The 22560-nt window shown below is 71.0% G+C and carries 23 protein-coding genes; 14 read left to right on the forward strand and 9 right to left on the reverse strand.

From position 1 onward, the window contains the following. Positions 1-33: 33 nt before the first annotated feature. Together AB0H56_RS15885 and AB0H56_RS15890 are read right to left on the reverse strand one after the other, a co-directional pair. Positions 34-936, reverse strand: coding sequence for an aminoglycoside phosphotransferase family protein (locus AB0H56_RS15885; protein ID WP_357162995.1), 903 nt, complete (start codon positions 934-936; stop codon positions 34-36). A 57-nt stretch (positions 937-993) separates the two neighbouring features. Then, complete coding sequence (locus AB0H56_RS15890) at positions 994-2154, reverse strand: epoxide hydrolase (RefSeq protein ID WP_357162998.1); 1161 nt, start codon at positions 2152-2154, stop codon at positions 994-996. Positions 2155-2236: 82 nt separating this feature from the next. Between AB0H56_RS15890 and AB0H56_RS15895 the strand changes: the two genes are divergently transcribed. After that, positions 2237-2821: a CGNR zinc finger domain-containing protein gene (locus tag AB0H56_RS15895; RefSeq protein ID WP_357163001.1), complete on the forward strand. Its 585-nt coding sequence runs from the start codon at positions 2237-2239 to the stop codon at positions 2819-2821. A gap of 41 nt (positions 2822-2862) precedes the next feature. Here the strand turns inward: AB0H56_RS15895 and AB0H56_RS15900 are convergent, their stop codons facing one another. After that, the gene (locus AB0H56_RS15900) at positions 2863-3141 is read right to left on the reverse strand and encodes a hypothetical protein (protein ID WP_357163004.1); all 279 of its coding nucleotides are present in this window, start codon (positions 3139-3141) and stop codon (positions 2863-2865) included. Positions 3142-3714: 573 nt separating this feature from the next. Here AB0H56_RS15900 and AB0H56_RS15905 point away from each other — a divergent pair. From AB0H56_RS15905 to AB0H56_RS15915, 3 genes are all read left to right on the forward strand, one after another. Beyond that, on the forward strand, positions 3715-4653 hold the full coding sequence (locus AB0H56_RS15905; protein ID WP_357163007.1) for a hypothetical protein: 939 nt from the start codon (positions 3715-3717) through the stop codon (positions 4651-4653). Between the two features lie 259 nt (positions 4654-4912). Beyond that, positions 4913-5713, forward strand: a complete 801-nt coding sequence (locus AB0H56_RS15910; protein ID WP_357163010.1) for an alpha/beta hydrolase — start codon at positions 4913-4915, stop codon at positions 5711-5713. Positions 5714-5784: 71 nt separating this feature from the next. Continuing rightward, positions 5785-7233: a S8 family peptidase gene (locus AB0H56_RS15915; protein ID WP_357163012.1), complete on the forward strand. Its 1449-nt coding sequence runs from the start codon at positions 5785-5787 to the stop codon at positions 7231-7233. Between the two features lie 7 nt (positions 7234-7240). On the opposite strand, the gene AB0H56_RS15920 is transcribed toward AB0H56_RS15915, so the two are convergent. Together AB0H56_RS15920 and AB0H56_RS15925 are read right to left on the reverse strand one after the other, a co-directional pair. Then, on the reverse strand, positions 7241-8092 hold the full coding sequence (locus AB0H56_RS15920) for an LLM class F420-dependent oxidoreductase (protein WP_357163793.1): 852 nt from the start codon (positions 8090-8092) through the stop codon (positions 7241-7243). Positions 8093-8190: 98 nt separating this feature from the next. Next, entirely contained in the window at positions 8191-9066 is an 876-nt protein-coding gene (locus AB0H56_RS15925) for an SDR family NAD(P)-dependent oxidoreductase (protein ID WP_357163015.1), read from the reverse strand. A 152-nt stretch (positions 9067-9218) separates the two neighbouring features. Between AB0H56_RS15925 and AB0H56_RS15930 the strand changes: the two genes are divergently transcribed. The 5 genes from AB0H56_RS15930 (at position 9219) to AB0H56_RS15950 (ending at position 16155) form a co-directional block, all read left to right on the forward strand. Beyond that, a complete protein-coding gene (locus AB0H56_RS15930; RefSeq protein ID WP_357163018.1) occupies positions 9219-10421 on the forward strand; it encodes a GNAT family N-acetyltransferase in 1203 nt (400 codons plus the stop codon). 57 nt (positions 10422-10478) lie between these two features. Continuing rightward, positions 10479-12878 carry an excinuclease ABC subunit UvrA gene (locus tag AB0H56_RS15935; protein ID WP_357163021.1) on the forward strand — a complete coding sequence of 800 codons (2400 nt, stop codon included), beginning with the start codon at positions 10479-10481 and terminating at the stop codon, positions 12876-12878. Between the two features lie 61 nt (positions 12879-12939). Further along, positions 12940-13548, forward strand: a complete 609-nt coding sequence (locus tag AB0H56_RS15940) for a DUF308 domain-containing protein (RefSeq protein ID WP_357163024.1) — start codon at positions 12940-12942, stop codon at positions 13546-13548. Positions 13549-13767: 219 nt separating this feature from the next. Further along, positions 13768-15195 (forward strand): three-helix bundle dimerization domain-containing protein, encoded by a 1428-nt coding sequence (locus AB0H56_RS15945; RefSeq protein ID WP_357163027.1) that lies wholly within the window; start codon positions 13768-13770, stop codon positions 15193-15195. A 132-nt stretch (positions 15196-15327) separates the two neighbouring features. Continuing rightward, complete coding sequence (locus tag AB0H56_RS15950; protein ID WP_357163030.1) at positions 15328-16155, forward strand: alpha/beta hydrolase; 828 nt, start codon at positions 15328-15330, stop codon at positions 16153-16155. Between the two features lie 19 nt (positions 16156-16174). Here AB0H56_RS15950 and AB0H56_RS15955 read toward each other — a convergent pair whose 3' ends face one another. After that, positions 16175-17173: a saccharopine dehydrogenase gene (locus tag AB0H56_RS15955; RefSeq protein ID WP_357163033.1), complete on the reverse strand. Its 999-nt coding sequence runs from the start codon at positions 17171-17173 to the stop codon at positions 16175-16177. A gap of 82 nt (positions 17174-17255) precedes the next feature. On the opposite strand from AB0H56_RS15955, the gene AB0H56_RS15960 reads away from it, so the two are divergent. The 3 genes from AB0H56_RS15960 to AB0H56_RS15970 all read left to right on the forward strand — a co-directional run bounded on the left by AB0H56_RS15960 (position 17256) and on the right by AB0H56_RS15970 (position 19232). Further along, complete coding sequence (locus AB0H56_RS15960; RefSeq protein ID WP_357163036.1) at positions 17256-17852, forward strand: TetR/AcrR family transcriptional regulator; 597 nt, start codon at positions 17256-17258, stop codon at positions 17850-17852. A gap of 67 nt (positions 17853-17919) precedes the next feature. Continuing rightward, positions 17920-18789 carry an alpha/beta hydrolase gene (locus AB0H56_RS15965; RefSeq protein ID WP_357163039.1) on the forward strand — a complete coding sequence of 290 codons (870 nt, stop codon included), beginning with the start codon at positions 17920-17922 and terminating at the stop codon, positions 18787-18789. Positions 18790-18908: 119 nt separating this feature from the next. Beyond that, positions 18909-19232, forward strand: a complete 324-nt coding sequence (locus AB0H56_RS15970) for a hypothetical protein (protein ID WP_357163042.1) — start codon at positions 18909-18911, stop codon at positions 19230-19232. A gap of 44 nt (positions 19233-19276) precedes the next feature. Here the strand turns inward: AB0H56_RS15970 and AB0H56_RS15975 are convergent, their stop codons facing one another. Continuing rightward, positions 19277-19900: a TetR/AcrR family transcriptional regulator gene (locus AB0H56_RS15975; RefSeq protein WP_357163045.1), complete on the reverse strand. Its 624-nt coding sequence runs from the start codon at positions 19898-19900 to the stop codon at positions 19277-19279. 60 nt (positions 19901-19960) lie between these two features. On the opposite strand from AB0H56_RS15975, the gene AB0H56_RS15980 reads away from it, so the two are divergent. Beyond that, on the forward strand, positions 19961-20389 hold the full coding sequence (locus AB0H56_RS15980; RefSeq protein ID WP_357163048.1) for a PaaI family thioesterase: 429 nt from the start codon (positions 19961-19963) through the stop codon (positions 20387-20389). Next, complete coding sequence (locus tag AB0H56_RS15985; RefSeq protein ID WP_357163051.1) at positions 20386-21060, forward strand: molybdopterin-dependent oxidoreductase; 675 nt, start codon at positions 20386-20388, stop codon at positions 21058-21060. The genes AB0H56_RS15980 and AB0H56_RS15985 overlap by 4 nt, the downstream gene beginning before the upstream one ends. Positions 21061-21155: 95 nt before the next feature. On the opposite strand, the gene AB0H56_RS15990 is transcribed toward AB0H56_RS15985, so the two are convergent. Both AB0H56_RS15990 and AB0H56_RS15995 read right to left on the reverse strand, forming a co-directional pair. Beyond that, entirely contained in the window at positions 21156-21902 is a 747-nt protein-coding gene (locus AB0H56_RS15990; RefSeq protein WP_357163054.1) for a VWA domain-containing protein, read from the reverse strand. A 12-nt stretch (positions 21903-21914) separates the two neighbouring features. Further along, entirely contained in the window at positions 21915-22559 is a 645-nt protein-coding gene (locus tag AB0H56_RS15995; RefSeq protein WP_357163057.1) for a class I SAM-dependent methyltransferase, read from the reverse strand. Between the last annotated feature and the right edge of the window lies 1 nt (position 22560).

The following is a 22560-nucleotide window of genomic DNA, read 5'->3' on the forward strand; positions in this document are numbered from 1 at the left end:
TCTTCTCGCACAACGGGGCTCGGCGGTATCCGGTCACCGCTCGTCGCCGAGGAACCCCGACCGCAGGTCAGGGCGTCCGCCGCGGCGGTTTGGGCCGGCGCGGGCACGCGTCGCGGCTGCGCACAACGGGAGAGATGTCTCAGTTTCCGCCGGGATCTCGCGCCGGACCTGGTTCCGCAGCACGTCGATCTCACAGCCTGGGGCGTTCGGGTCGAAGCCGTGTTCGATCAGCCAGCGGACCCCGCGCAGGCTCCGCAGTGACCACCACGCGTGGATCACCGTCTGGTCGACGTCGCGGCCGTAGCCGGCGAGGACATCGTCGAGATGCTCGGGGTGGCCGAGGGTTACGGTGGCCAGGTCGAACAGGGGGTCGCCCTGTGCCGCTTCGGACCAGTCGATGACGCCGGTGACATCGTCGCCGTCGACGAAGACGTGCGCGACCTGCAGATCGCCGTGGGTGAAGACCGGGGTCCAGGGCCGCAGTGCCGCGTCGGCGAGGCGGCGGTTGTGGACGATCAGGTCGGCGGGCAGCACACGGTGGGCCAGCAGCCACGCGCATTCCCGGTCGAGTTCCCGCGCGATGTCGTCGATGCCGCGCCCTGGTCTGGCGGGCAAGGGCGCGTCGTGCAGAGCCCGGATGGCGGCCCCCGTCGCGACCCAGGCCGCTCGCGATGCCGATGACGGCTCACCCAAGCGGCCGAGCGCCGTCCCGGGCAGCGCGGCGAGCGCGAGCACAGGCGGCTTGCGCCACAACACTGCCGGCGTCGGAATCGGCGCCGACGCCATTGCCGCCACCTCGACATCGGTGTTGCGCTGGTCGACGTCGATCTTCAGGAACACCTCGCCAACGCGCAAGGTCGCCCGCTCCTGATGGGCGACGACGACCTCTACCGTTTCCACAACGGTCATTGTCTCGAACGGGTCCAGCCGCGTCATCGATTTTTCCGCCTGAACGGCATGGCGGCTCCTGGACAGATCAGTTGCAGATCGGTGCTATCGGCGCGCGGCGAGCACTGCGGTGAGGCCGGCTCGGAGGTCCTTGACGAAGTAGCCGGGGACCTCGAGCGAGGGGAAGTGGCCGCCGGTTTCGGGGGCATTCCATCGGACGATGCGCCGGAACCGCTGCTGGGCCCAGGGGCGCGGGGTCTTCTCGATGTCGCGGGGGTACATGGTGATCGCCGTGGGGACGTCGACGCGCAGGTCGGGGTCGAGGGAGTTGTGGCTCTCGTAGTAGAGGCGGGCCGCTGAGGCGCCGGAGCGGGTGAGCCAGTACAGGGTGACGTCGTCGAGGACGCGGTCGCGGGAGATCCGCTCGAACGGGCTGTCCTCGGTGTCGCTCCATTCGGCGAACTTGTCGAGGATCCAGGCGAGCAGCCCGACCGGTGAGTCGACCAGTGAATAGCCGATCGTCTGTGGGCGGGTCGCCTGCTGCTTGGCGTATGCCGCGCGCTGACGCCAGAAATGGTGGGTCTGCTCGGTCCACCGGCGTTCGGTGGCGGTCAGGCCCTCGGTCGAGAGCCCGGGCGGCGCTTCGGCGAACAGCGTGTGGATCCCGAGCACGTGCGCCGGGAACCTGCCTGCGAGCACGGTGGTGATGTTGCCGCCCCAGTCGCCGCCGTGGGCCAGGAACCGGTCATAGCCGAGGCGTCGCATCAGTTCGACCCAGGTGGCGGCGATCTTTTCGGTGCCCCACCCGGTGGCCGACGGCTTGTCGCTGTAGCCGAAACCGGGTAGTGACGGGGCGACGACGTGGAACGCCGGCATGTCGGGGCTGTCCGGCTCCGCCAGTTCGTCGACGACATCGACGAATTCGGCGACGCTGCCCGGCCAGCCGTGCGTCATGAGCAGCGGGGTGGCATCGGCCCGCGGGGATCGGCGGTGCAGGAAATGAATTCCCAGGTCGTCGATGGTCGTACGGAACTGACCGATCCGGTCGAGCCGCTCTTCGAAGGACCGCCAGTCGTAGCCGGTGCGCCAATAGTTCACGACGTCCACGAGGTCGGCGAGGGGCACCCCCTGTTCCCAGCGGCGTGGGTGGGCGACGGTCTCGGCTTCCGGAAGTCGTGCCGCCGCGAGGCGTGCCCGCAGGTCGTCGAGGTCGCTGTCACTGGCGACGGCACGAAACTCCCGCACCTCGGTGGTCGAACAGGTCATGAGAACCTCCTGGCTGTCGCGAACCGGCTAAGACGGTTCTAACACGGGGCTCGCTGAAGCCGCAACCGGCTAAGGTGGTTCCATGCCCGCTGAGTTCCCTGAGTTTCGCCTCGGTAGCGTCCTGGCGACGAGCTTCACGGCCACGTTGACCGAACGGTGTGGCGAGCCCGTGGAGCGCATTCCGACACCGCAGCGCCTCGTCGACTGGCTGGCGGTCAACGGCCTGTCCGTGGCGTCGTGCACCGTTGCCCAGCTCGAATCGGCGCGTGAGCTCAGGGAAGCCATTCACGCCGCCGCGAGTGCGGCCGCGGTCGGTGCGACTCTCCCGAGCGCCGCGATCCAGGTCATCAACGACCGCAGTATCCGCAGCCGGGCCGCGGCGGTACTGACACCCGAGGGCACCCGTGTGTGGCGCCTCGGGTCGGCCGCCGGCGTGGACGACGCGCTGGGCGTGATCGCCGCCGACGCGATCAGCATCCTGGCCGGCGAACGGGACGGCCGGTTGGCCCTGTGCGCGTCGCCCACCTGCCGGGCCGCCTTCTTCGACACCAGCCAGAGCCGAAGCCGGAAGTGGTGCGAGATGAACACGTGCGGGAACCGTCAGAAGAAGGCGCGCTTCCAGGCGAATCAGCGCAAGAAGCGGGCGACCCCGGCAGCGGGGCGCTGAGCGGGCTCGTCGGGTTCAGGTAGGGGAGTGCGGTCCCCGAGTCAGCGGACACCCGAGCCGGTGGCGGCGTTGCTGTAGATCTGCGCCATCAGGCAGGTGGGCTGAGGGGCGGGGCCGCAGAAGGCGAGGACCAGGAAGCCCAGGGGGAACAGCACCGGCGCGACCAGGATGTCGGTGAGCGCTGAGCCGGTCGTGGCCACCGGGGTGGCGGCAGCGGGCTGAGCGGGGGCCGGTGCGGCCGCTGCCGTGGCGGCGGGCACGGCCGTCGCGAGTGCGACCGAAACGATGGTTGCCGCACCAAAACGCTTGGCGATGTTCACTTGTGGTCCTCCTGGGGGAGTCGATCTGCTGTGTCCGCACAGTAATTCATGCGCCCAAAATATGAAGTGCAATCGCTTCAAATTAGTGGAGTCGACACGGGCGCCGATCTTGTCGATTGCCAAGGATGTCGCACGCATTCGGTACGGACGTACAACCGGGCACAGTTTTGACGTAGTTGTGTCGCATTTTCATTGCGTTTGCAGCAACGCAACGGAAACGAAAATCTCGTCAGGTTGATCGAAAGGATCACCCAGGCTGACCGCCGATAATGTTCACTTATCGGCGGTCAGGGCCACGAAGAGGAGAAACGGATCACGAAGGGGCGACACGGTTTTCGTTTCGTGCGATTCGTAATCAGATGACGAAACAAACGTTACGATTCTCCCGTGTCGAGCGTCTGCAACTTCCCCGGATGTGCCCGCCCCATCACCCGCGGTGGTGGGCCCGGCCGTCCCTCCGAGTACTGCGATCACCCGGACCACACGCGGTGGCGGGCGTGGCGGGAACGGCAACGGCAACAGCAGGAGTCGGAGAGTGCCGAGAAAACCGTCACTGTGACACCACAGGGTCCGGTGACCGTGGCGCGACTGCGGGCCGATGAGCTGCTCGGGCAGTTCCGTGGGCTGGCCGAGCAATTGGGAACCACGCTCACGGCGGCCGTCGCCGAGTTGCAGACACTCGGGGATCCGTCCGTCGCCGAAGCGCAGGTCCAGGCCGTCCAGGCCGATGCCGCACGCCGGATCGCCGACGCCGAAATGGCTACTGTCGTGGCCGAACAGGCGCGGCGCGAGGCCGAGGAGGCGCGGGCGCTGGCCGAATCGGTGGCCCAGGACGCTGTCGCGGCGGCCGAGGATGCGGAGAAGGCGGTGTCCGAGGCGCGCGGCGCCCGCGACGAAGTGCTGGCCTCCGTGGAACAGCTGACCAAACAGGCCGCCGACGACGTGTTCGCCGCGCGCAGTGCGGCCGAGGCCGAAGTCCGTGCGGCGGAACGCAAAGCCGCCGAGGCGATCGCGGCGGCCCAGACCGAGGCCACCGAGTCGATCGACCGAGCGCAACAGCGGGCCGAGGCCGACATCGCCCACCACCGCCGCGACGCCGAGGCACGCATCGCCGCCGCCACCGCCGAACGCGACCTCGCGATCCAGCGGGCCGCCGACGCCGACCGCGCCACCGAACGCGCCGAACAGGCCACCGCCGAACGGGTGGAGGCCGCCGCCGAGGCACGCGCGGAATGGCGCCGGGCACGCACCGAACTCGACGCCACCCGAACCGAACTCGACCAGACCCGCGCCGAACTGGCCGCACTGCGCCGCACCACAGCCGCGGCGGCCGAGCAGCAGCGCGCGGACGCGGCAGCCGCCCTCGACCAGGTCCGCGCGGAGGCCGCCGAACGTCTCGCCGCTCTCGACGACGCCCGCCGCCAAACGCTGGCCCGCGCCGAACGCGCGGAACGCCAACTGGACGAACACCTCGCGGCCCGCCCACCTCGGACCGCCGATTCGGCGTCATGACCGACAGAGCGACTCGACGACCCCGGGGCCGAGTCCGCCCGAAGTCACGACGGCTGCCGAGAGGATCGGCAGCGGGCAGGATCTCGAATTCGGCGGCGCCATCTCGGGCCATCCGACGCTTCGTGCGCAGCCGCCCGAATTGACGCGCGTCGAGTCCGAAACCACGCCGGCCCCGCGTCCACCTGCGCGGAGTCGGTATCAGTGGTGATGTCAGCGGGGTGTCAGGCCGGTGTCAGGGCGGCCGCCGAAAGTAGTTGTCATGACGAACAACACGAAGAACAGCTCGACCACCTGGACCGGCATGGTGCCCGTCGACGACACCGCCCTCGCCGTCACCGATACCGGCGGCACCGGTCGCACCGTGCTCTACCTCAACGGCGCCTACGCCGACCAGAAGCACTGGCGTCGGGTGATCGGTGAGCTGGGACCCGGCTTCCGGCACATCACCTTCGACGAGCGGGCCAGGGGGCGCTCGGGTAGGTCGGCGGACTACTCCTTCGAGGCCTGCCTGCGCGATATCGACGCCGTGCTCGCTGCGCGCGGCGTGACGGACCAGCCGATCGTGGTCGGGTGGTCCTACGGCGGCGTGCTGGGCTGGCACTGGGCGGACCGGAATCCGGCGCGCCCGCTCGGGCTGGTGACGGTCGACTCCGCGCCGTACGGGCTGACCGGTGCGGAAGGCGCCGAGCGGATCCGGGCGCTGTTCCACAAGATGCGGTTTCTGCTGCCGCTGACCCGCCCGTTCGGTCTGGCCGCGCGGATGAGCGCCGCCCAGCACGCCGAGACCAACATCGAGCTCAACGAGATCGCCGCCGCCAGCGTGCCGGTGCTGAGCAGGCTCACCTGCCCGGTGCGGTTCGTGCTGGCCACGGGCAACAGCCTCGGCAGCGAGGACGGCGAGATGGAACAGGCGCGCGCCGCTCTCGACCCGGTGCTGGCCGCGAACCCGATGGTCACCGTGAGCGCGAAGGTCGCGAGCAACCACTCCCACATCCTGCGCAAGGACTTCCGTGCCGTCGCCGAGGCCGTCCGCGCCACCGCCGCCGCGGCGACCCACTGATCCGGCGTGTCGCGAATCCGGTTGTGGCGCAAAGCTGGCGAGCGCGCCCAGTACGCGGTTCACTGGTAGCCATGGCTTCCAGCGCTCGATCGAGCAGGCAGCGACGGCCGGGGGTACCCGGGCCCTCGGCCGCACCCGCCGAACTGGTGGTCGTCACCGCCTCGACAGGGGCAGAGATCACGCCGATCGCGTTGCGGGAGAACCGTTCCGTACGCACCCACGTCGACGACCTGCTCCCGGTCGACGCGCACCTGGTGCCGATCTTCGGGCCCGACAACCGGCTGGCCGCGCGGCTGGCGCACACCCCGCAGGCCCCCGTGGCCGGCGAGTACCTGAGCTACTACGCCGTGCGGGGAGCCGTCGGTGATCTCGGGGAACTCGCGGGACGGCTGCGTCAGGACGACACGATCGCCGCCGCCTACGTGAAGCCGGCGGCCGAGCCGCCGCTCGCGCCGCGCGCACACCCTGTCGCCGCGCCCGACGCGCCTGCGGTGACGCCCGATTTCCGGGTCAGGCAGGGGTATCTCGATGCCGCCCCGACCGGGATCGACGCGGTCTGGGCGCACACGCGACCGGGCGGGTTGGGCACCGGGGTGCGGGTGATCGATGTGGAGGGCGCGTGGCGGTTCACCCATGAGGACCTGCGCCAGAATCAAGGCGGGATGATCGGTGGCACGGCCTCGCCCGACCTGGGCTGGCGCAATCACGGCACGGCGGTGGCGGGGGAGATCAGCGGTGACCTCAACGCCGTCGGTGTCACCGGGATCGCGCCCGAGGCCCACATCCGGGCGGTCTCGGTGTTCGGGATCGGGTCGGCGACGGCGATCCGATCCGCGGCCGACGCGCTCGACCCCGGCGATGTGCTGCTGATCGAACTGCACCGGCCCGGACCGCGATTCGACTACCGGGGGCAGCCGGACCAGCGCGGCTACATCGCGGTCGAATGGTGGCCCGACGATTTCGCCGCCATCCGGTACGCGGTGGGTCGCGGTGTCGTCGTCGTCGAGGCGGCGGGCAACGGCAACGAGAACCTCGACGACCCGGTCTACGACGCGCGTCCCGGTGATTTTCCGGCGACGTGGCACAACCCGTTCCGTGGCGGTGCCAGCGATTCCGGCGCGGTGCTCGTCGGCGCGGGCGCCCCGCCGCCGGGGCTGCACGGGCGCGACCACGGTCCGGCCCGCTCGCGGTTGCCGTTCTCCAATCACGGTGCGCGCCTGGATGTCCAGGGCTGGGGCAGGGAGGTGACCACGACCGCCTACGGCGATCTGCAAGGCGGCCCCGACGAGGACCTCTGGTACACCGACGAGTTCAGCGGCACCTCGAGCGCGTCGCCGATCGTGGTCGGCGCCATCGCCGCCTACCAGGGCATCCGTGGCGCGCGACGAGCGACGCCGGACCAGATCAGGACGTTGCTGCGGACCACGGGGTCGCCGCAGGCCGCCGCGCCGGGGCGCCCCGTGAGCGAACGGATCGGCGCACTGCCCGATCTGCGGGCGATGCTCGAGGCGCACCCGTAGCGGCGGCTCAGCGGGGCAGCGCGAGCCGGTCGCCGAGCCGTTCGATGAAGGCGCGGACCTCGGCGGTGTCGGCGTCGGGCAGCGAGTAGACCACCTCGGTGACGCCGATTTCGGCCCAGTGGTCCAGGGTTTCGCGGTCGGGGTCCTCGGCCAGGACCACGACTTGCGGTTCTCCCGCGCGCCCGGCCTCGCGCCACATCGTCCGCAGCTGCTCGACGCCGCCGTCGATGTTCGTTTCGATGGGCGTGGTGATCCAGCCGTCGGCCGAGCGGACGATCCACGCGAAGTTCTTCTCGGTACCGCCCGCGCCGACCAGGATCGGCGGGCGTGGCCGCTGGATCGGTTTGGGCCACGCCCAGCTGGCACCGAACCGGACGTAGGTGCCCTCGTAGGCGGCTTCCTCCTGGGTCCACAGCGCGGTCATCGCCTCGAGATACTCGCGCAGGACGGTGCGGCGCCGGTTCGCGGGCACGCCGTGGTCGGCGAGTTCTTCGAGGTTCCAGCCGTATCCGACGCCTAAGACGATGCGGCCGCCGGAGAGGTGGTCGGCGGTGGCGATGGTCTTGGCGAGGGCGATGGGATCGTGCGCGGCCGGGAGTGCCACCGAGGTGCCCAAGCTGATGCGGGTGGTCACGGCGGCGGCCGTGCCGAGGGCGACCCAGGGGTCGAGGGTGCGTAGGTAGCGGTCGTCGGGCAGGGTCTCGTCGCCGGTGGCGGGATGATCCGAGCTGCGCACGACCGGGATGTGGGTGTGCTCGGGCACGTAGAAGGTGTCGAAGCCGTTCTCCTCGGCGGCTTTCGCCGCGTCGGCGGGGCTGATGCCGCGGTCGCTGGTGAACAGCGAGAGGCCGAACTTCAGCCTCGGTCCCCGGGTGGGCTGGGTGGAATCCATGGTGGTGCTCCTGTCGGGCTGGTGCGGGTTCGTGCGGTCGAGGTCCGGCTCCACGACGGGCCGGCTCAGTCGATGACCGCGGCAGAGAACACCGGGGGATCTCCGAGGAACGGGCGGTGCGACGGCGGCTGACGGTCGTCGATGTCCTTCACACCGAGCTCCTCGGCCACCTCGGCGCCGATGAGCACCCGGCCGCTGCGCCGCATCAGGTCCGGATCCTTGGCCAGGGCGTCGATGACCCGGCCGGTGAATTCGGGGGATTCGGCGGTCGCGGTCAGCTCGGCGTAGGCGTCGGGGTTGGCGGCGAGCCCGGCGAGGGTGCGTTCGGTCTTGAGCAGACCCATCCAGATCGAGACGACGGCGACGTTGTACGGGCGGAAGTCGACGGCCATGTCGTGGGCCATCTTGTCCACCGCCGCCTTGCCCGAACCGTAGGCCGGGCCGTGCATGTAGCAGGCGCCGCCGAACGAGGAGGTGTTCACGACGAGTCCCGAGCCGTTGGCGGCCAGCAGCGGCGCCGCGTAGTAGCTCGACACGTAGCTCGAGCGCATCCCGACGTCCAGCAGGTCGAGCAGCGTCAGCGGCTTCTCCCAGAACGGGCCCTTGTCGGTGAGGCCGTCGGGGATCGTGAGCGCGTTGTTGACGAGAATGTCGAGGCGGCCGTGCTTTTCGGCGAGCTCGGCGAAGAACGCCGCGACCTGGCTGTCGTCGCCGTGGTCGAGGACGGCCGGGATGCCGGTGCCGCCCCGGCGGGTGATCTCGTCGGCCGTGGCGAACACCGTGCCGGGCAGGGGCGCGTCGCCCTCGGCGCGGGTGCGTCCGGTGACGTACACCGTGGCCCCGGTGTCGCCGAGCGCCAGCGCGATGCCCTTGCCCGCGCCGCGGCTCGCGCCGGTGACCACCACGATTCGATCCGAACTCAGACCCACGGTCCACTCCATCCCTCGTCGGAACCACGCCAGTGGCGTGGCCTGCGTCACGCCCACTGAATCAACCGGGACCGCGCGACCGGGGGCCGCTTCCCGCTGGATGGAACATGGGCGGGACCGAAATTGAGGTGTGCGCGCGGGTGGGGCCGTGGGATCGTACGGGCATGGCATCGACGAAGAGCGTGACGGTTCGGTCGGCGACGGACGCGGACGAGGACGCGATCATCGGCTTGAAGGAATCCGGGTTCGGGATGCGGTACGGGGAGGACGAGAAGGTGATCGCCCGTGACCTGTTCCCGGTGCGACGGTCGCTGGTCGCGGTCGACGGTGACCGGATCGTCGGGCACACCGTCGACCGGACGATGACGGTCACGGTGCCGGGGCAGCGGAGCGTGCGCGCGTGCGGCATCTCCGGGGTGGCGGTCGCGCCGACCCATCGCCGCCGGGGCATCCTGCGCGATCTCTATGCCGCGCAGCACGAACGCGCCGAGGCCGACGGCCTGCCGCTGGCGATCCTCACCGCCAGCGAGGGCACGATCTACGGCCGCTTCGGCTACGACCAGGCGATCATGGCGACCATGGTCTCGATCGATCGCCGCCGGGCCGAATTCCGCCCCACCACACCGGATCCCGGTGGCGTGACCATGGTGACGGCTGCCGAGGGCGCAGCCCACATCCGGGAGGTGTACGCGCGGTGGCAGCGCAGCGTCCCGGGTGCGCAGGCGCGTCCCGACGTCCGCTGGGATCTGGTGTTCGCCGACGTCGAACGGCACCGCCGCGGCGCCACCTCGCTGTTCGCGCTGATCCACGCCGACGGGTACGTCCTCTACCGCCGCCGCTGGGACGACCGCTCGGTCGCGATCGTCTCCGAGATCCACGCGGTGACTCCCGACGCGCACGCCGCGCTGTGGCGGGTGCTGCTCGGCATGGACCTCGTCGACACGGTCGAGGTCGAGCTCGCCGACGACGATCCGCTGCCGTATCTGCTCGCCGACCCGCGGGCGGCCCGCGTCACCGAACGCTACGACACCCTGTGGGCGCGGGTCATGGATGTGCCCGCGGCACTGACCGCACGCACGTACCAGGCCGACGTCGACACCGTGCTCGCCGTACACGACCCGTTCCGTTCGGCGGGCGGCACGTTCGCGCTGCGGGTCCGGGACGGGATCGCCGAATGCGAACCCACCACGCGAGCGGCCGAGCTGGCCGTCGACATCACCGTGCTCGGCGCGCTCTACTTCGGCGCGCAACGCGCGAAGAGCCTGGCCGCGGCGAACCGGATCCGCGTCGAGGACACCGGCGCGCTGCGGGACTTCGACCAGGCGTTCACCACCGAGCGGTCGCCCGAACTCGGCTGGTTCTTCTAGCGGACCCGGGTGTCGCGCAAGCTCGGTGCGGACGACGGCCGCGTAATCTCGGTAGCTGTGGATTCGCACGAGGTCGACCATCTGGTTCGGGTGCGGGGCGCCCGGGTCCACAATCTGCGTGACGTCGACGCCGACATGCCAAGGAACGCGCTGGTCGCGTTCACCGGGGTGTCGGGGTCGGGGAAGTCGTCGCTGGCGTTCGGCACCCTCTACGCCGAGTCGCAGCGCCGCTACCTGGAGTCGGTCGCGCCCTATGCCCGGCGGTTGCTGCACCAGGTCGAGGCGCCCGATGTCGACGATGTCACCGGGTTGCCGCCGACGGTGGCGCTGGCGCAGCGACGGTCGTCGCCGTCGTCGCGCTCGACCGTCGGCACGGTCACCGCGATCTCGAACTCGCTGCGGCTGCTGATGTCGCGGGAGGGCGACTATCCCGCCGGTCCGGCCAGGACCGGGCCCGGTCACTATCCGGCCGGGACGAATCGCCTGTATTCCGACGCGTTCTCACCCAACACCGTCGAAGGCGCGTGCCCGCGCTGTCACGGGCAGGGCGTTGTGCACGAGGCCACCGAGGCGTCGATGGTGCCCGATCCGTCCCTGAGCATCCGCGCGGGGGCGATCGCGTCGTGGCCGGGTGCGTGGCAGGGCAAGAATCTGCGCGATGTCCTCGCCGCGCTCGGCTACGACATCGACCGGCCGTGGCGCGAACTGGCACCCGCCGCGCGCGAGTGGATCCTGTTCACCGACGAGAAGCCGGTGGTCACCGTCGAACCCGAGCGGGAGCCGCATCGGATCCACCGCCCGTATCAGGGCACCTACACCAGTGCCGAACGGCTGCTGCTGCGCGCGCACGCCGAATCCAAGAGCGCCGCCACCCGCGAGCGGGCGGCGCGGTTCCTGCACACCGCGACCTGCCCGCTGTGTGCCGGGCGCCGCCTCAAACCCGAGGCGCTGGCGGTGACCTTCGCGGGACGCGACATCACCGAGCTGGCCGAACTGCCGCTCAGCCAGCTGGCCGAGGTGTTGCGCCCGTACACCGCGGGCACCGGCGCGGCGGCGGTACTGACCCAGGATCTGGTCTCCCGGATCGAGGTGCTGATCGAACTGGGCCTGGGCTACCTGAGCGTCGACCGGGAAAGCCCGACACTGTCCGGCGGTGAGCTGCAACGACTCCGGCTGGCCGGGCAGCTGCGCTCGGGACTGTTCGGGGTGGTCTACATTCTCGACGAGCCCTCGGCGGGCCTGCATCCCGCCGACACCGCCGCGCTGACCACGGTGCTCGGCAGGTTGAAGGACTCGGGCAACAGTGTGTTCCTCGTCGAGCACGACCTCGACGTGGTGCGCCACGCCGACTGGCTGATCGATATCGGGCCGGGCGCCGGCGTGCACGGTGGCCGGGTGCTCTACAGCGGCGAGGTCGAGGGGCTGCGCGGAGTCGCCGAATCGATCACCCGCCCGTACCTTTTCGGCGAGGTCACCCGGCCGGCGCGCCCCGGGCGCACTCCGCGCGGCACCCTCGCGGTGCGCGGCGTCACCAGGCACAACCTGCGGGATCTGGACGCCGACATCCCGCTCGGGGTGTTCACTGCCATCACCGGTGTGTCGGGTTCGGGGAAATCGACGCTGCTGCACGCGATCTCGACGACCGCGGCGGACGATCCGCGGGTCGTGCGGGTGGTCGAGGTGGATCAGGCGCCGATCGGGCGCACCCCACGCTCGAACCTGGCCACCTACACGGGCCTGTTCGACACCGTGCGGAAACTGTTCGCCGACACCGACGCGGCCCGCGCGCGCGGGTACGGCGTCGGCCGGTTCTCGTTCAATGTGGCCGAAGGGCGCTGCCCCACCTGCCAGGGCGAGGGTTACATCACGGTGGAACTGCTGTTCCTGCCCAGCACCTACAGCCCGTGCCCGGACTGTCATGGTGCCCGCTACAACCCGGAGACCCTCGAGATCCGCTACCGCGGCACCACCATCGCCGAGGTGCTCGATCTGACGGTCGACCGTGCGGCGGAATTCCTGGCCGACGTCGCGGTGATCGCGCGGGCGTTGCGGACGCTCGCCGACGTCGGCCTCGGGTATCTGCGGCTGGGTCAGCCTGCGACCGAACTGTCCGGCGGCGAGGCGCAGCGGGTGAAGCTCGCGACCGAGCTGCAGCGTGCCCGGCGCGACGACACCGTCTATCTGCTCGACGAGCCGACCACCGGCCTGCATCCGGCCGACACCGATGTCCTGCTGACCCAGCTCGATTCGCTCGTCGGCGCGGGGGCGACGGTGGTCGTGGTCGAACACGACATGTCCGTCGTCGCGCGCGCCGATCACGTCCTGGACATGGGTCCCGGCGGTGGCGCGCGGGGTGGCCGAATCGTGGCGTCGGGGACACCGGAACAGGTGGCGGCCGACCAGGACAGCGTCACCGCCCGCTATCTGCGCGAGCGGCTCGCCGGGCCGCGGCGATGACCGGCGCGGCGCGCCAAGGCAAATCTGCGGCTATCGCCCGGCGGGGGCCTATCGTGGGTGCATGCCCGTGGATGACGGGGAGGGGACAGCGGACGGTGACAGAACCCGGCAGGCGATGCTGATCGCCGGCGGGTGCTCGGTCGTCCTCGGCCTCGCCGCCCTGCTGTGGCCGGGGCGCGACGAAGCCACGCTGGCGGTGCTGTTCGGGACGGCGCTGCTGCTCAGTGCCGTGGTGCAGGGATACCTGGCGATGGTCGCGCGGATCGCGATGGTGTTGCGGCTGCTGGTGCTGGCCAGTACGGCGTTGACGGTCGTGCTGGCGGTGCTGGCGTTCAGCGGCGGCAACATCGAGCTGCTCGCGCTGTGGATCGGCATCGGCTGGGCGGTACGCGGCATCGTGCAGGCGCTGGTCGCGGCCTGGGACGAGCACCGCGCCGACAGCTGGCTGCACGAGATCTGCGGCCTGTGCACGACCGCGGCCGGACTCACGGTGATCGCGATGAAGTTCCAGACCGTCACCGGCCTGGCCAATGTCGCCGGCGGTGCGTTGCTCGTCATCGGCGTGCTGGAACTGCTCAGTGGTGGGATGCTACGTAGCGTGCAGGGCGCCGCGCGCCGTACCCGGGCGCCCTCGACCGCGCTGCCGGACTCCGCCGCGACCGGACAGTAGTAGCGAATCCCACACGGGCAGTGTGTGATTCGAGGTTTACGCGAACATCCGGACAACGTCACGTTGCGGGCGGTGAAGCGGGTGCTGAACTCTGCGTGCCAGGCCGTTCACCGCTGGGGTATCTGTGCTTCGCGCCGGTAGCGTGGCCCGCGGCGTGCGCACGGGAGGACCGGTCCGCGCGCCGCGTCCGCAGCCCGATGTGAGCCCAGGAGAAATGTGGTGTCGCGCGTTACCCCCGGCGAATCCGCCGATACCGTCCAGCGAGAAGAGCTGGCCATGCGGCGCATGACCGAGAGTCTGGTCGAGGACCTCTCCGAGAACGTGCCCGCCGATCAGGTGACCTCGGCGGTCGGCGCCGCGCACGATCGGTTCGCGGGCAAGCCGATCCGGGAGTTCGTGCCGATCCTGGTCGAGCGGATCGTGCGCACCGAGCTGGCCGACTCCGACCCGACGGTGCGGGTGCCCGCCCCGTCGACCACGATCGTGCGCGCGTCCACCACCGGTCCCGCGCACGCGGCGGAGGAGCCGTCGGTGGCCAAGCGGATGGTCAGCCGTCGGGGTGTGCTGCCGCTGTCGATCGGCGCGGTGACCGTGGTCGCCGCGGTGGCGGCCGGGGTGATCCTGCTCCCCGGTGGTGCCGAGACCCCGGCGGCGGCGCCCGCGGGCGCGCCGCTGACGGTGGTGCGTGGCGTGGTCGGGTCGGAGAAGGTGGCGTTCTTCCGGGACGAGGCGGTCGTGCGGATCCTCGCCGAGCACGGGGCGCGGGTCGAGGTGGAACCGGCCGGGTCCCGCCAGATCGCGACCACCGTCGACCTCGGCCGCTACGACTTCGCGTTCCCGTCGAGCAGCCCCGCCGCCGAACGGATCCAGCGCCAGCGCAACATCACCGTCAAGTACACCCCGTTCGCCTCGCCCATCGCGATCGCCACCTACCGGCCCATCGCCGACCTGCTCACCGCGGCGGGCGTGATCAAGCCGGGGCCGGTCGCCACGTTCGACATGAACCGCTACCTCGAACTCACCGGCACCGGCGTGCAGTGGGACGACCTGCCCGGCAACACCACCTACCCGGTGGCCAAGAACATCCTGGTCTCGACGACCGATCCGCGCAGCTCCAACTCCGCCGCCATGTACCTGTCGATCGCGAGCTACGTCGCCAACGACCACACCATCGTGCGCGGCGCCACCGCCGAACAGCATGTGCTGCCCGCCCTGTCGAAACTGTTCCTCGCCCAGGGCTACACCGACAACAGCAGCGAGGGGCCCTTCACCCAGTACCTGACCAACGGCATGGGCCCCACCCCGTTGGTGTGCATCTACGAGGCCCAGTTCATCGAGGCCGCGGGCGAGGGCAGGATCAAGCCCGACATGGTGCTGGCCTACCCGACGCCGACGGTGCTGTCGAGCCACACCCTGGTCCCGCTCAACGACACCGGCGACAAGATCGGCAAGCTGCTCACCGAGAACGCCGAACTGCGCCGCCTCGCCGCCGAACACGGCTTCCGCACCGGCGACAACGCCCAGTTCACCGCGATCGCCGCCGACCGTGACGTGCCGGTGCCCGCCGACCTGATCGACGTGGTCGACGTGCCCGCCTACGACACCCTCGAACACCTCCTCGACGGAGTCGCGAACTCCTACAACTGATCCGCGCCGCCGCGCACCCTGCTGACCTGCGGAATCGCTGCGCCCGAAAAAGATTTCGGGCGCAGCGATGAGTTCTCGACCGGGCCGTCGTCTCAATGAGTGCTACCTGTAGCCGAGATCCGGGAGAGTCTCATGACCGCCAGTTCCGCCGTCACCACCGGCACCCTCGTGGTGCCCGATGCCCGCCTGTATTACGAGGTGCGGGGGACGGGCCCGCTGCTCGTGCTCGTCGGCGCGCCGATGAACGCCGCCGCGTTCGCGCCGCTGGCCGAGCAGCTCGCCGCCACCAACACCGTGCTCACCACCGATCCGCGCGGCCATTTCGGTAGCCCCCTCGACGATCCGCGCCAGGATTCGACGGTGCTCGCCAGGGCCGACGACCTCGCCCGGCTCATCGCCCACCTCGGCGCGGGTCCCGCGGTGGTGTTCGGCTCCAGTGGCGGTGCGGTCAGCGCGCTGGCGCTGGCGCAGACCAACCCGGATCTGGTCACCACCGTCGTCGCGCACGAGCCGCCGCTGCGCGAACTGCTGCCCGACGCCGACGAGCAACGTGCCCGCACCGCCGATGTCATCGCCACCCACGCCCTCGGCGACACGGTCGGTGCCTGGCGGAAGTTCTTCGCGCAGGCCGACATCCCGATCCCGGAGCAGGTGCTGATCGAGCAGTTCGGTGGCGACCGTGAGCCGCGCCGGGCCGCCAGCGAGAACTACTGGTTCGCGCACGAACTGCGGGCCACCACCGGCTGGGTTCCCGACCCGCCGCTGCTGCGGGAGGTCCCCACCCGGGTCATCGTCGGCATCGGCGCGGAGTCGGCCGGTCAGTTCTGCGACCGCACCGCACGGGAACTGGCTCTCGCTCTCGGCGTCGAGCCGGTGCTGTTCCCCGGCGACCACACCGGCTTCGTCGCCGCGCCCGCCGCGTTCGCCGCGCACCTGCAGGAGGTGCTGGACGCGCCGTGAGCCGCGCCGCGGCGGCGGATCAGCCGGCGAACACCGCTCCCACCTCCGTCATCCGCCGCGCGGCATAGGCAGGCTCGATCAACGCCTCCGGGGTGTAGGGGCCCGCTGGCACCGGGTCGCCCCGCAGGCCGATCAGCCGTTCGACACCGAGGGCGACGCCGAGTGCGGTCAACGGCCGTTGCCCCTGCGGGTGCAGCAGGTGGCGATGCGTGTCCAGGGGTGCGCCGGTGGCGTCGATCCCGCGCAGGTCGATCCGGATCTCGATCGACGCGAGTCCGCCCCGGCGCCTGCCCGGTGACGTCCCGACGGCCAGATCGACGCGCACGTCGGGCGCGCCGGTGGCCATGCCCAGGCTCGGCACATCCAGGATCGGGATGCTCTGGCCGTCGAGGCCGGTGCCGTCGGAGGCGAGCACCACGGTCCGCGCGTCCTCGGCCGCGAGCCACCGGAACACGCCGTCGGCGCGGATCAGGCCCGCCGAGGTGACCTCGGTCCATCGTTCGAGATCGGCGATCCCGGCCGGGCCACCGGTGTCGGTCTCGTCGAGAACGAGGCCGAGCCGGACGCTGTCGACCCGCGCGAACGCGCGCGCCTCGTGCAGCGCGGCGAGCACCGCGACACCGGCCAGGAAATGACTCGCGACGAGAATCGGTGCGGCATGGGCGGGTTGGGCGGCCGCCACCACCTCGGGGCCGATGTCGAGCAGACCGCTCGAGATGCTCAGGTAGGGGAGGCCGTGGTCGCGCGCGAAGCCGAGACCGTGCAGCCGGTCGTCCCACAGCGCCGCCACCACCGCGGCATAGGCGCCGTCCGGCGGTAGGCCCAGGTCGGGACGGCCCAGATCGATGGTGACGGCGTTCGCGTTCCCCAGGGTATCGGCGACGCGGCGCGCGCGGGCTCGGTCGCGGCCCGCGATGGTCAGCGGCAGCGCCGGGTGCCAGCGACGCAGCAGGGCGGCGGTATCGGAACCGGCCTGTCCGGTGCCACCGAGGATCAGGACGGAAGCGGCGTTGTCCATGGGTTTTCCTCTTCCCGAAGTAAGCTACATTTTGTAACCTACTCTTTGTAGCTAAGCTGGAGGTCCGATGCAAGGGAGGACGATGACCACGCGAACACCCCGGCTGTCCAAGGCCGCTCGCCGCCGACAACTGCTCGACACCGCGCTCGCGATGGTCCGCGAGCACGGCACCGACGGTCTGACCCTGGTGACCCTCGCCGAGGCCGCGGGCGTGAGCAGGCCGATCGTCTACGACCACTTCGGCACCCGCCCCGAACTGCTGCTCGCGCTCTACCGCGGGCTCGATGCACGACACCGCCACGCCGCGGAACAGGCAGTGCGCGAGGCAGGCCCGTCCGTCGGCGAGATCGCGAAGGTGATGAGCGCCGCCTACTTCGCGTGCGCCACCGACATGCCCGAATTCGAGGCGATCTCGGCCGCCCTGCAAGGCGATCCCGCCGTCCAGGCGATCCAGCGCGACATGCTCGACAGCTACCGCGACTGGATGGCCACCACCCTGCTGCCGCACTCGCGCCTCCCCGCCGCCGCCCTGCGGTTGCGGTGCGTGGCCGTCCTCGGCGCCGCCGAAACCCTCGGCGCGGAACTGAACCGGGGCGCGACCACCGCCGCTGACGCGATCACCGCCCTGACCGACCTGATCGTCGCCACGGCCGCTGGTCCGCCGGGAGGCGCCGGATGACCTCCCCGCGCGCCGCGGTTCGCGCGCCCACCGATGAGTTCTCGGCGCCGGACACGTCAGAACGGACATGACGACACACAAGCTCGAAGTCCCCGGCGCAACGCTCACCTACGACGTCTACGGTCCACTGCCGACCGCCGACGGGCGGCCCCCGCTGCTCATGACCGGTCTCCCGATGGCCGCCGACGGGTTCGCCGCGCTCGCCGCGCATTTCCCGGACCGGACGGTCGTGACCTACGACCCGCGCGGACTCGGCCGCAGCGTCCGCACCGACGGTGAGGTCGACAACGTCCCCGCCGTGCACGCCGACGACGTGCACGCCGTCATCGAGGCGCTCGATGCGGGCCCGGTCGAACTCTTCGCCAGCAGCGGCGGCGCGATCGTCGCGTTCGCCCTCGTCACCGCCCATCCCGCGGACGTGACGACCCTGGTCGCGCACGAACCGCCCCTGCTCACCGCCCTGCCCGATGCCGAAGCGGCCGCGCGCGCGGCCGACGGATACCGTGCCGCCTACGCGGCGAAGGGCTTCGGCGCCGGCATGGCCGCGTTCATCGCGATGACGTCCTGGCAGGGCGAGTTCACCGACGAGTACTTCGCCGCGCCCACCGCGGACCCGGCGATGTTCGGCCTGCCCGTCGACGACGACGGTTCCCGGGACGATCCGCTGCTGTCGGAGCGGTCGCGGCCGGTCCTGGCCTACGAGCTCGATGTCGCCGCGCTCACCGCGGCGCCGACCCGGATCGTCCTTGGGTTCGGGGAAGAGTCGCGGGGGACGGTCACCGAACGCACCTCGACGGCGGTCGCGGCCCGGCTCGGCCACGAGCCCGCACTGTTCCCCAGCCACCACGGCGGCTTCACCGGACCCGAATCCGGCTACCCGGGCGAGCCCGAGCCCTTCGCCCGCGTCCTGCACGGCATTCTCGACGGGAACGACTGACCCGTCTCGCCAGGAAGCGAGTGATGTCGGCATCGCGCGGGGTGGCGCCGACATCACCGCACCGACGCGGCGAACTCGGCAGACCGCACGGACAACGTGTGCTCGGTAGGATTCGGCGGGTGCCAGCGAGATCCGAGATAGCGCGACTGTTCGATCGTCGGCCCAAGCAATGGGGATCCGACGGCGACCCCGCGGCGTGGGAGGCGTTGCGGGACAGGGTCTGCGCGCTACCGGTGCCTGCCGACGCCACCGAGTTCGGGACGATTCTGCGGCGGGAGTTCGCCGGCCTGGCCGGGGTGGATGTCGAGGATCCCGCGGCACCGGACGCTGTCGATGCCGGTGATCTCCTGATACACCCGGCCACCTGGCGAACGATCCTGCTGCCCCTGCTGACCACACGCGCCCGGCAGTTGTACGGCGAGATTCCCACCGAACGCCCCTGAGATGACGGAAGGTTCGCCCGGCGCCCGACTGTGCCGCGCCGGGTTCAGGTTTCGGCGGGACTGGGCGCGGTCGCGTCGGCAGGCCCTGGAGCCTTCAGAATCCTGGCCGCGAGTTCCCGTACGAGGGTGCGCGCCTTCGGCGGAGGTGTCCGCCCGGCGATCAGGTAGGGCCGCACCACCGCGAGCGGCAGGTCGAACAGGGCGAACTGCGCCTGGTCGGCGGGGAGACCGGCCTGCGTGGCGATCGATGCGACGAGGGCTTTGATCTCGCGCGCCTGCTGTTCCCGTACGGCCTCGAACGCGCCCGTCGACTCCGCAGACCATGATTCGGGTTCGAAGGCGTGCACGCCGGCCTGCAGCACGGCGGCCGAGGCCGGATTCCGGCGGCACCAGTCGACGATCCACTCCGCGGCGCGGACGGCATCGTCGGGCGTGGGCCGCGCTCCGAGTTCCCGCAGGTATTCGTCCTGAAATTTCCGCACGGTGTGCACCCAGACGGCCGCCAGCAGCGCGGGGCGGTCGGGAAACCGGTGGTAGACAGACCCGCTCGGCGCTCCCGCCGTGCGCGCGACCGCGCTCATGGTGAGTGCCCGCGCCCCACCGGAGGCGAACAGGCCCGCCGCGGCGGCCAGGAGCGCTTCGACGGAATGCGTGGCAGTTCTTCCCATAGTTCTAGAGATTATGCTCTACTTTCTTTTTAGGGAGAAGTCTCTAGAAAGAGGGAGTGGATGACCGTGATCGAACTGGACACCGCGCGGCGGGTACTGGCGGCTCAGCCGTTCAACGAGGTGGTGGGTGCGCGACTCGCCGCGTTCGGCGACGGCCAGGCGGTGCTCGAACTCGACATCACCGACCGCCACCGGCAACAGTTCGGGCTGGTCCACGGCGGCGTGCTGGCCTACTGCGCCGACAACGCGCTCACCTTCGCGGCGGGCACCGTGCTCGGGGCGAGCATCCTGACCACGGAGGTGACGGTCAAATACCTGCATGCCGCGCGACATGGCACGCTCCGCACCACTGCGGTCGTCGACCACAAGGACCGTCGCCAGGCGCTGTGCAGCGCCCGGATCGAGGTCGTCGACGCCGACGGCACCGTGACAGTCTGTGCGCTGGCCACCGGAACCGCCCGACTGGCCGAACCCAAGACCTCGGCGTGACCGTGCTCGGCCACGAGGTCCCCCGCGCACACCGGCTACCACCCGGGCAGACGGTGGACGACCTGCGACGCTTCGGGCTGCCCGCGTTCGCGGCACGGCGGCCGACTCTCCCGGCCCACCCGCGCCTGGTCGTGCGCGTCGGTGAGCAAGGCGGCGACGTGCCCGTCACGGAGCTGCTGCGCGGCCACCGCGAAACCAGGGTCGGCGACCTGCACTGCGTGACCACCTGGAGCGCCGTCGATCTGTGGTGGAGCGGGGTGGCGTTCCGGGTCGTCCACGAGTGGGTGCACGGCGTCTTCGAGGTTCCGGCGGCCGCCCGGTGGGTGCGGTTCCGTGGGCTCGACGGCTTCCACTGCTGCCTGAGCATCGACGACGCGGTCGCCGCGGACGTGCTGCTGGCCGATCGGCTCGACGGGCAACCGCTCACCCCCGACCACGGCGCCCCGATCCGCCTGGTCGCACCCGCGCACTACGGCTACAAGAGTGTCAAACACCTGGCTGCCATCGACTACCTCGCCGACTATCACCCCGGGCCCGCCGGCTGGATGGCACATCCGAGAGCACGCGTCGCGCACGAGGAACGCAGCAGATTCCTGCCGGGCCGGGTCTGGCGCCCGATCTGGCGTGCGGCGGTTCCGCTCGTCCGGCGGCGATACGACGCGCACGGGTGAGCGCCGGAATCGAGCGAGCGCGCTGGGGAACCTCACTCGCGGTGGCGCCGACCCGTGGTCACCCGGTGCTGCAGCCGGGCGATCCGATCGCCGGGTCAGCGGGTACAGGTCATCGCGGCGAGGGCCGCGGTGAGCTCGGGCAGCGTTGTCGCGGACCAGAATTCGCCGCCGCCCCGTTGTGCGATCTCGCGTAACGACTCCGGGTCGGCGGGGACCGGGACTCGGTGGGGCGGGCCAGCGGCGTTCGGGATGTCCACCACGCCGTCGGCGGTACCGAGCGAGATCGTCGAGACCGAGACGTCCTTGCGCAGCGCCTCGGCGGCCGCGGTGTAGGCGCCGCGCGGAGCGCCGAGTTCGGCGGGGGTGGTCTGTTTGCCGTCGGAGATCAGAATGATCCGGCGCTTGCCGTTGACCGCGCCGAGTGCGGCGTACATGGCCAGGCTCTGGAGCGCGGTGAAGACGGCTTCGCCGGTGGCGGTGCGCTCGGCGAGTTCGATCGAGTCCATCGCGGCCAGGAACGGGGCGCGGTCGGTGGTCGGCAGCACGAGGACCTGGGCGGTCCCGGCGAAGGTGGTCAGCCCGAGGCCGGTGTCCGGGCGGAGCGCGAGGGCGTATTCGCGCACGGCCTGCTGCGCGACACGGAGCCGGCTGGGCGAGACATCGGTCGCTTCCATCGACAGCGAGACGTCGAGCACGACCATCACGCCGGCGTCACACACCGTGGTGTCGGCCGTGGCCGGGCCCGCCGACCCGGAAATCGTTCGGGCGCATCCTGTTCCGGCAACGGCCAGCATCGCCAGGAACACCGCGACGGCTGATCGCGGCCCGAGACGACGTGGCATCGCGCCAGGCTATCAGCTCGGCCGGCGCCGGACGGTGGCGAACCAGGCGGGGCAGGCGTCGCTGAATCGTGTTCGGAGAGTGTCCGGTTCGATGGCCGCGACCTGCCAATCCACCCCGGAGCCGAACGGTTCCGCCACCGCGGCCCTGCTCAGCGGGTGCGGACCGGGGGCGGGGCCGGAATCGCTGAAGCACAGGATGTGGACGGTGCCGCCGGGCTCGACGACCTCGGCCAGGCTCGTCACATAGTCCGCGCGTTCGGCGGGGTCGAAGGTGTGGAAGAGACCGCAGTCCAGCACCGTCCGGAATGTGCGCGCCAGCGGGCGCAGGTGCAGCGCGTCGCCCACCGCGAACGTGGCGTCGAGCCCGCGGGCGGTGGCACGGCAGTTGGCGGTCGCCACCGCGGTCTCGGCCACGTCGACACCGAACACCGACAGTCCGCGCGAGGCCAGGTAGAGCCCGTTCTCGCCGGTCCCGCACCCCGCGTCGAGCACCGGGCTGGCGAAGCCACCGGCCTCGGCCAGGCGCACGACCGCCGGTTGAGGTTCGTCGATGTCCCACGGCGGCGGCCCGTCCCGGTAGGAGGCATCCCACGGCTGCCCCGACTGCCGTTCGTGGCTGGTCGGTGGCCGGCCCCGGGGTGCTTCGCCGGTGGGCATG

This window comes from Nocardia sp. NPDC050717 (genome assembly GCF_040654275.1).
Lineage (GTDB): Bacteria > Actinomycetota > Actinomycetes > Mycobacteriales > Mycobacteriaceae > Nocardia.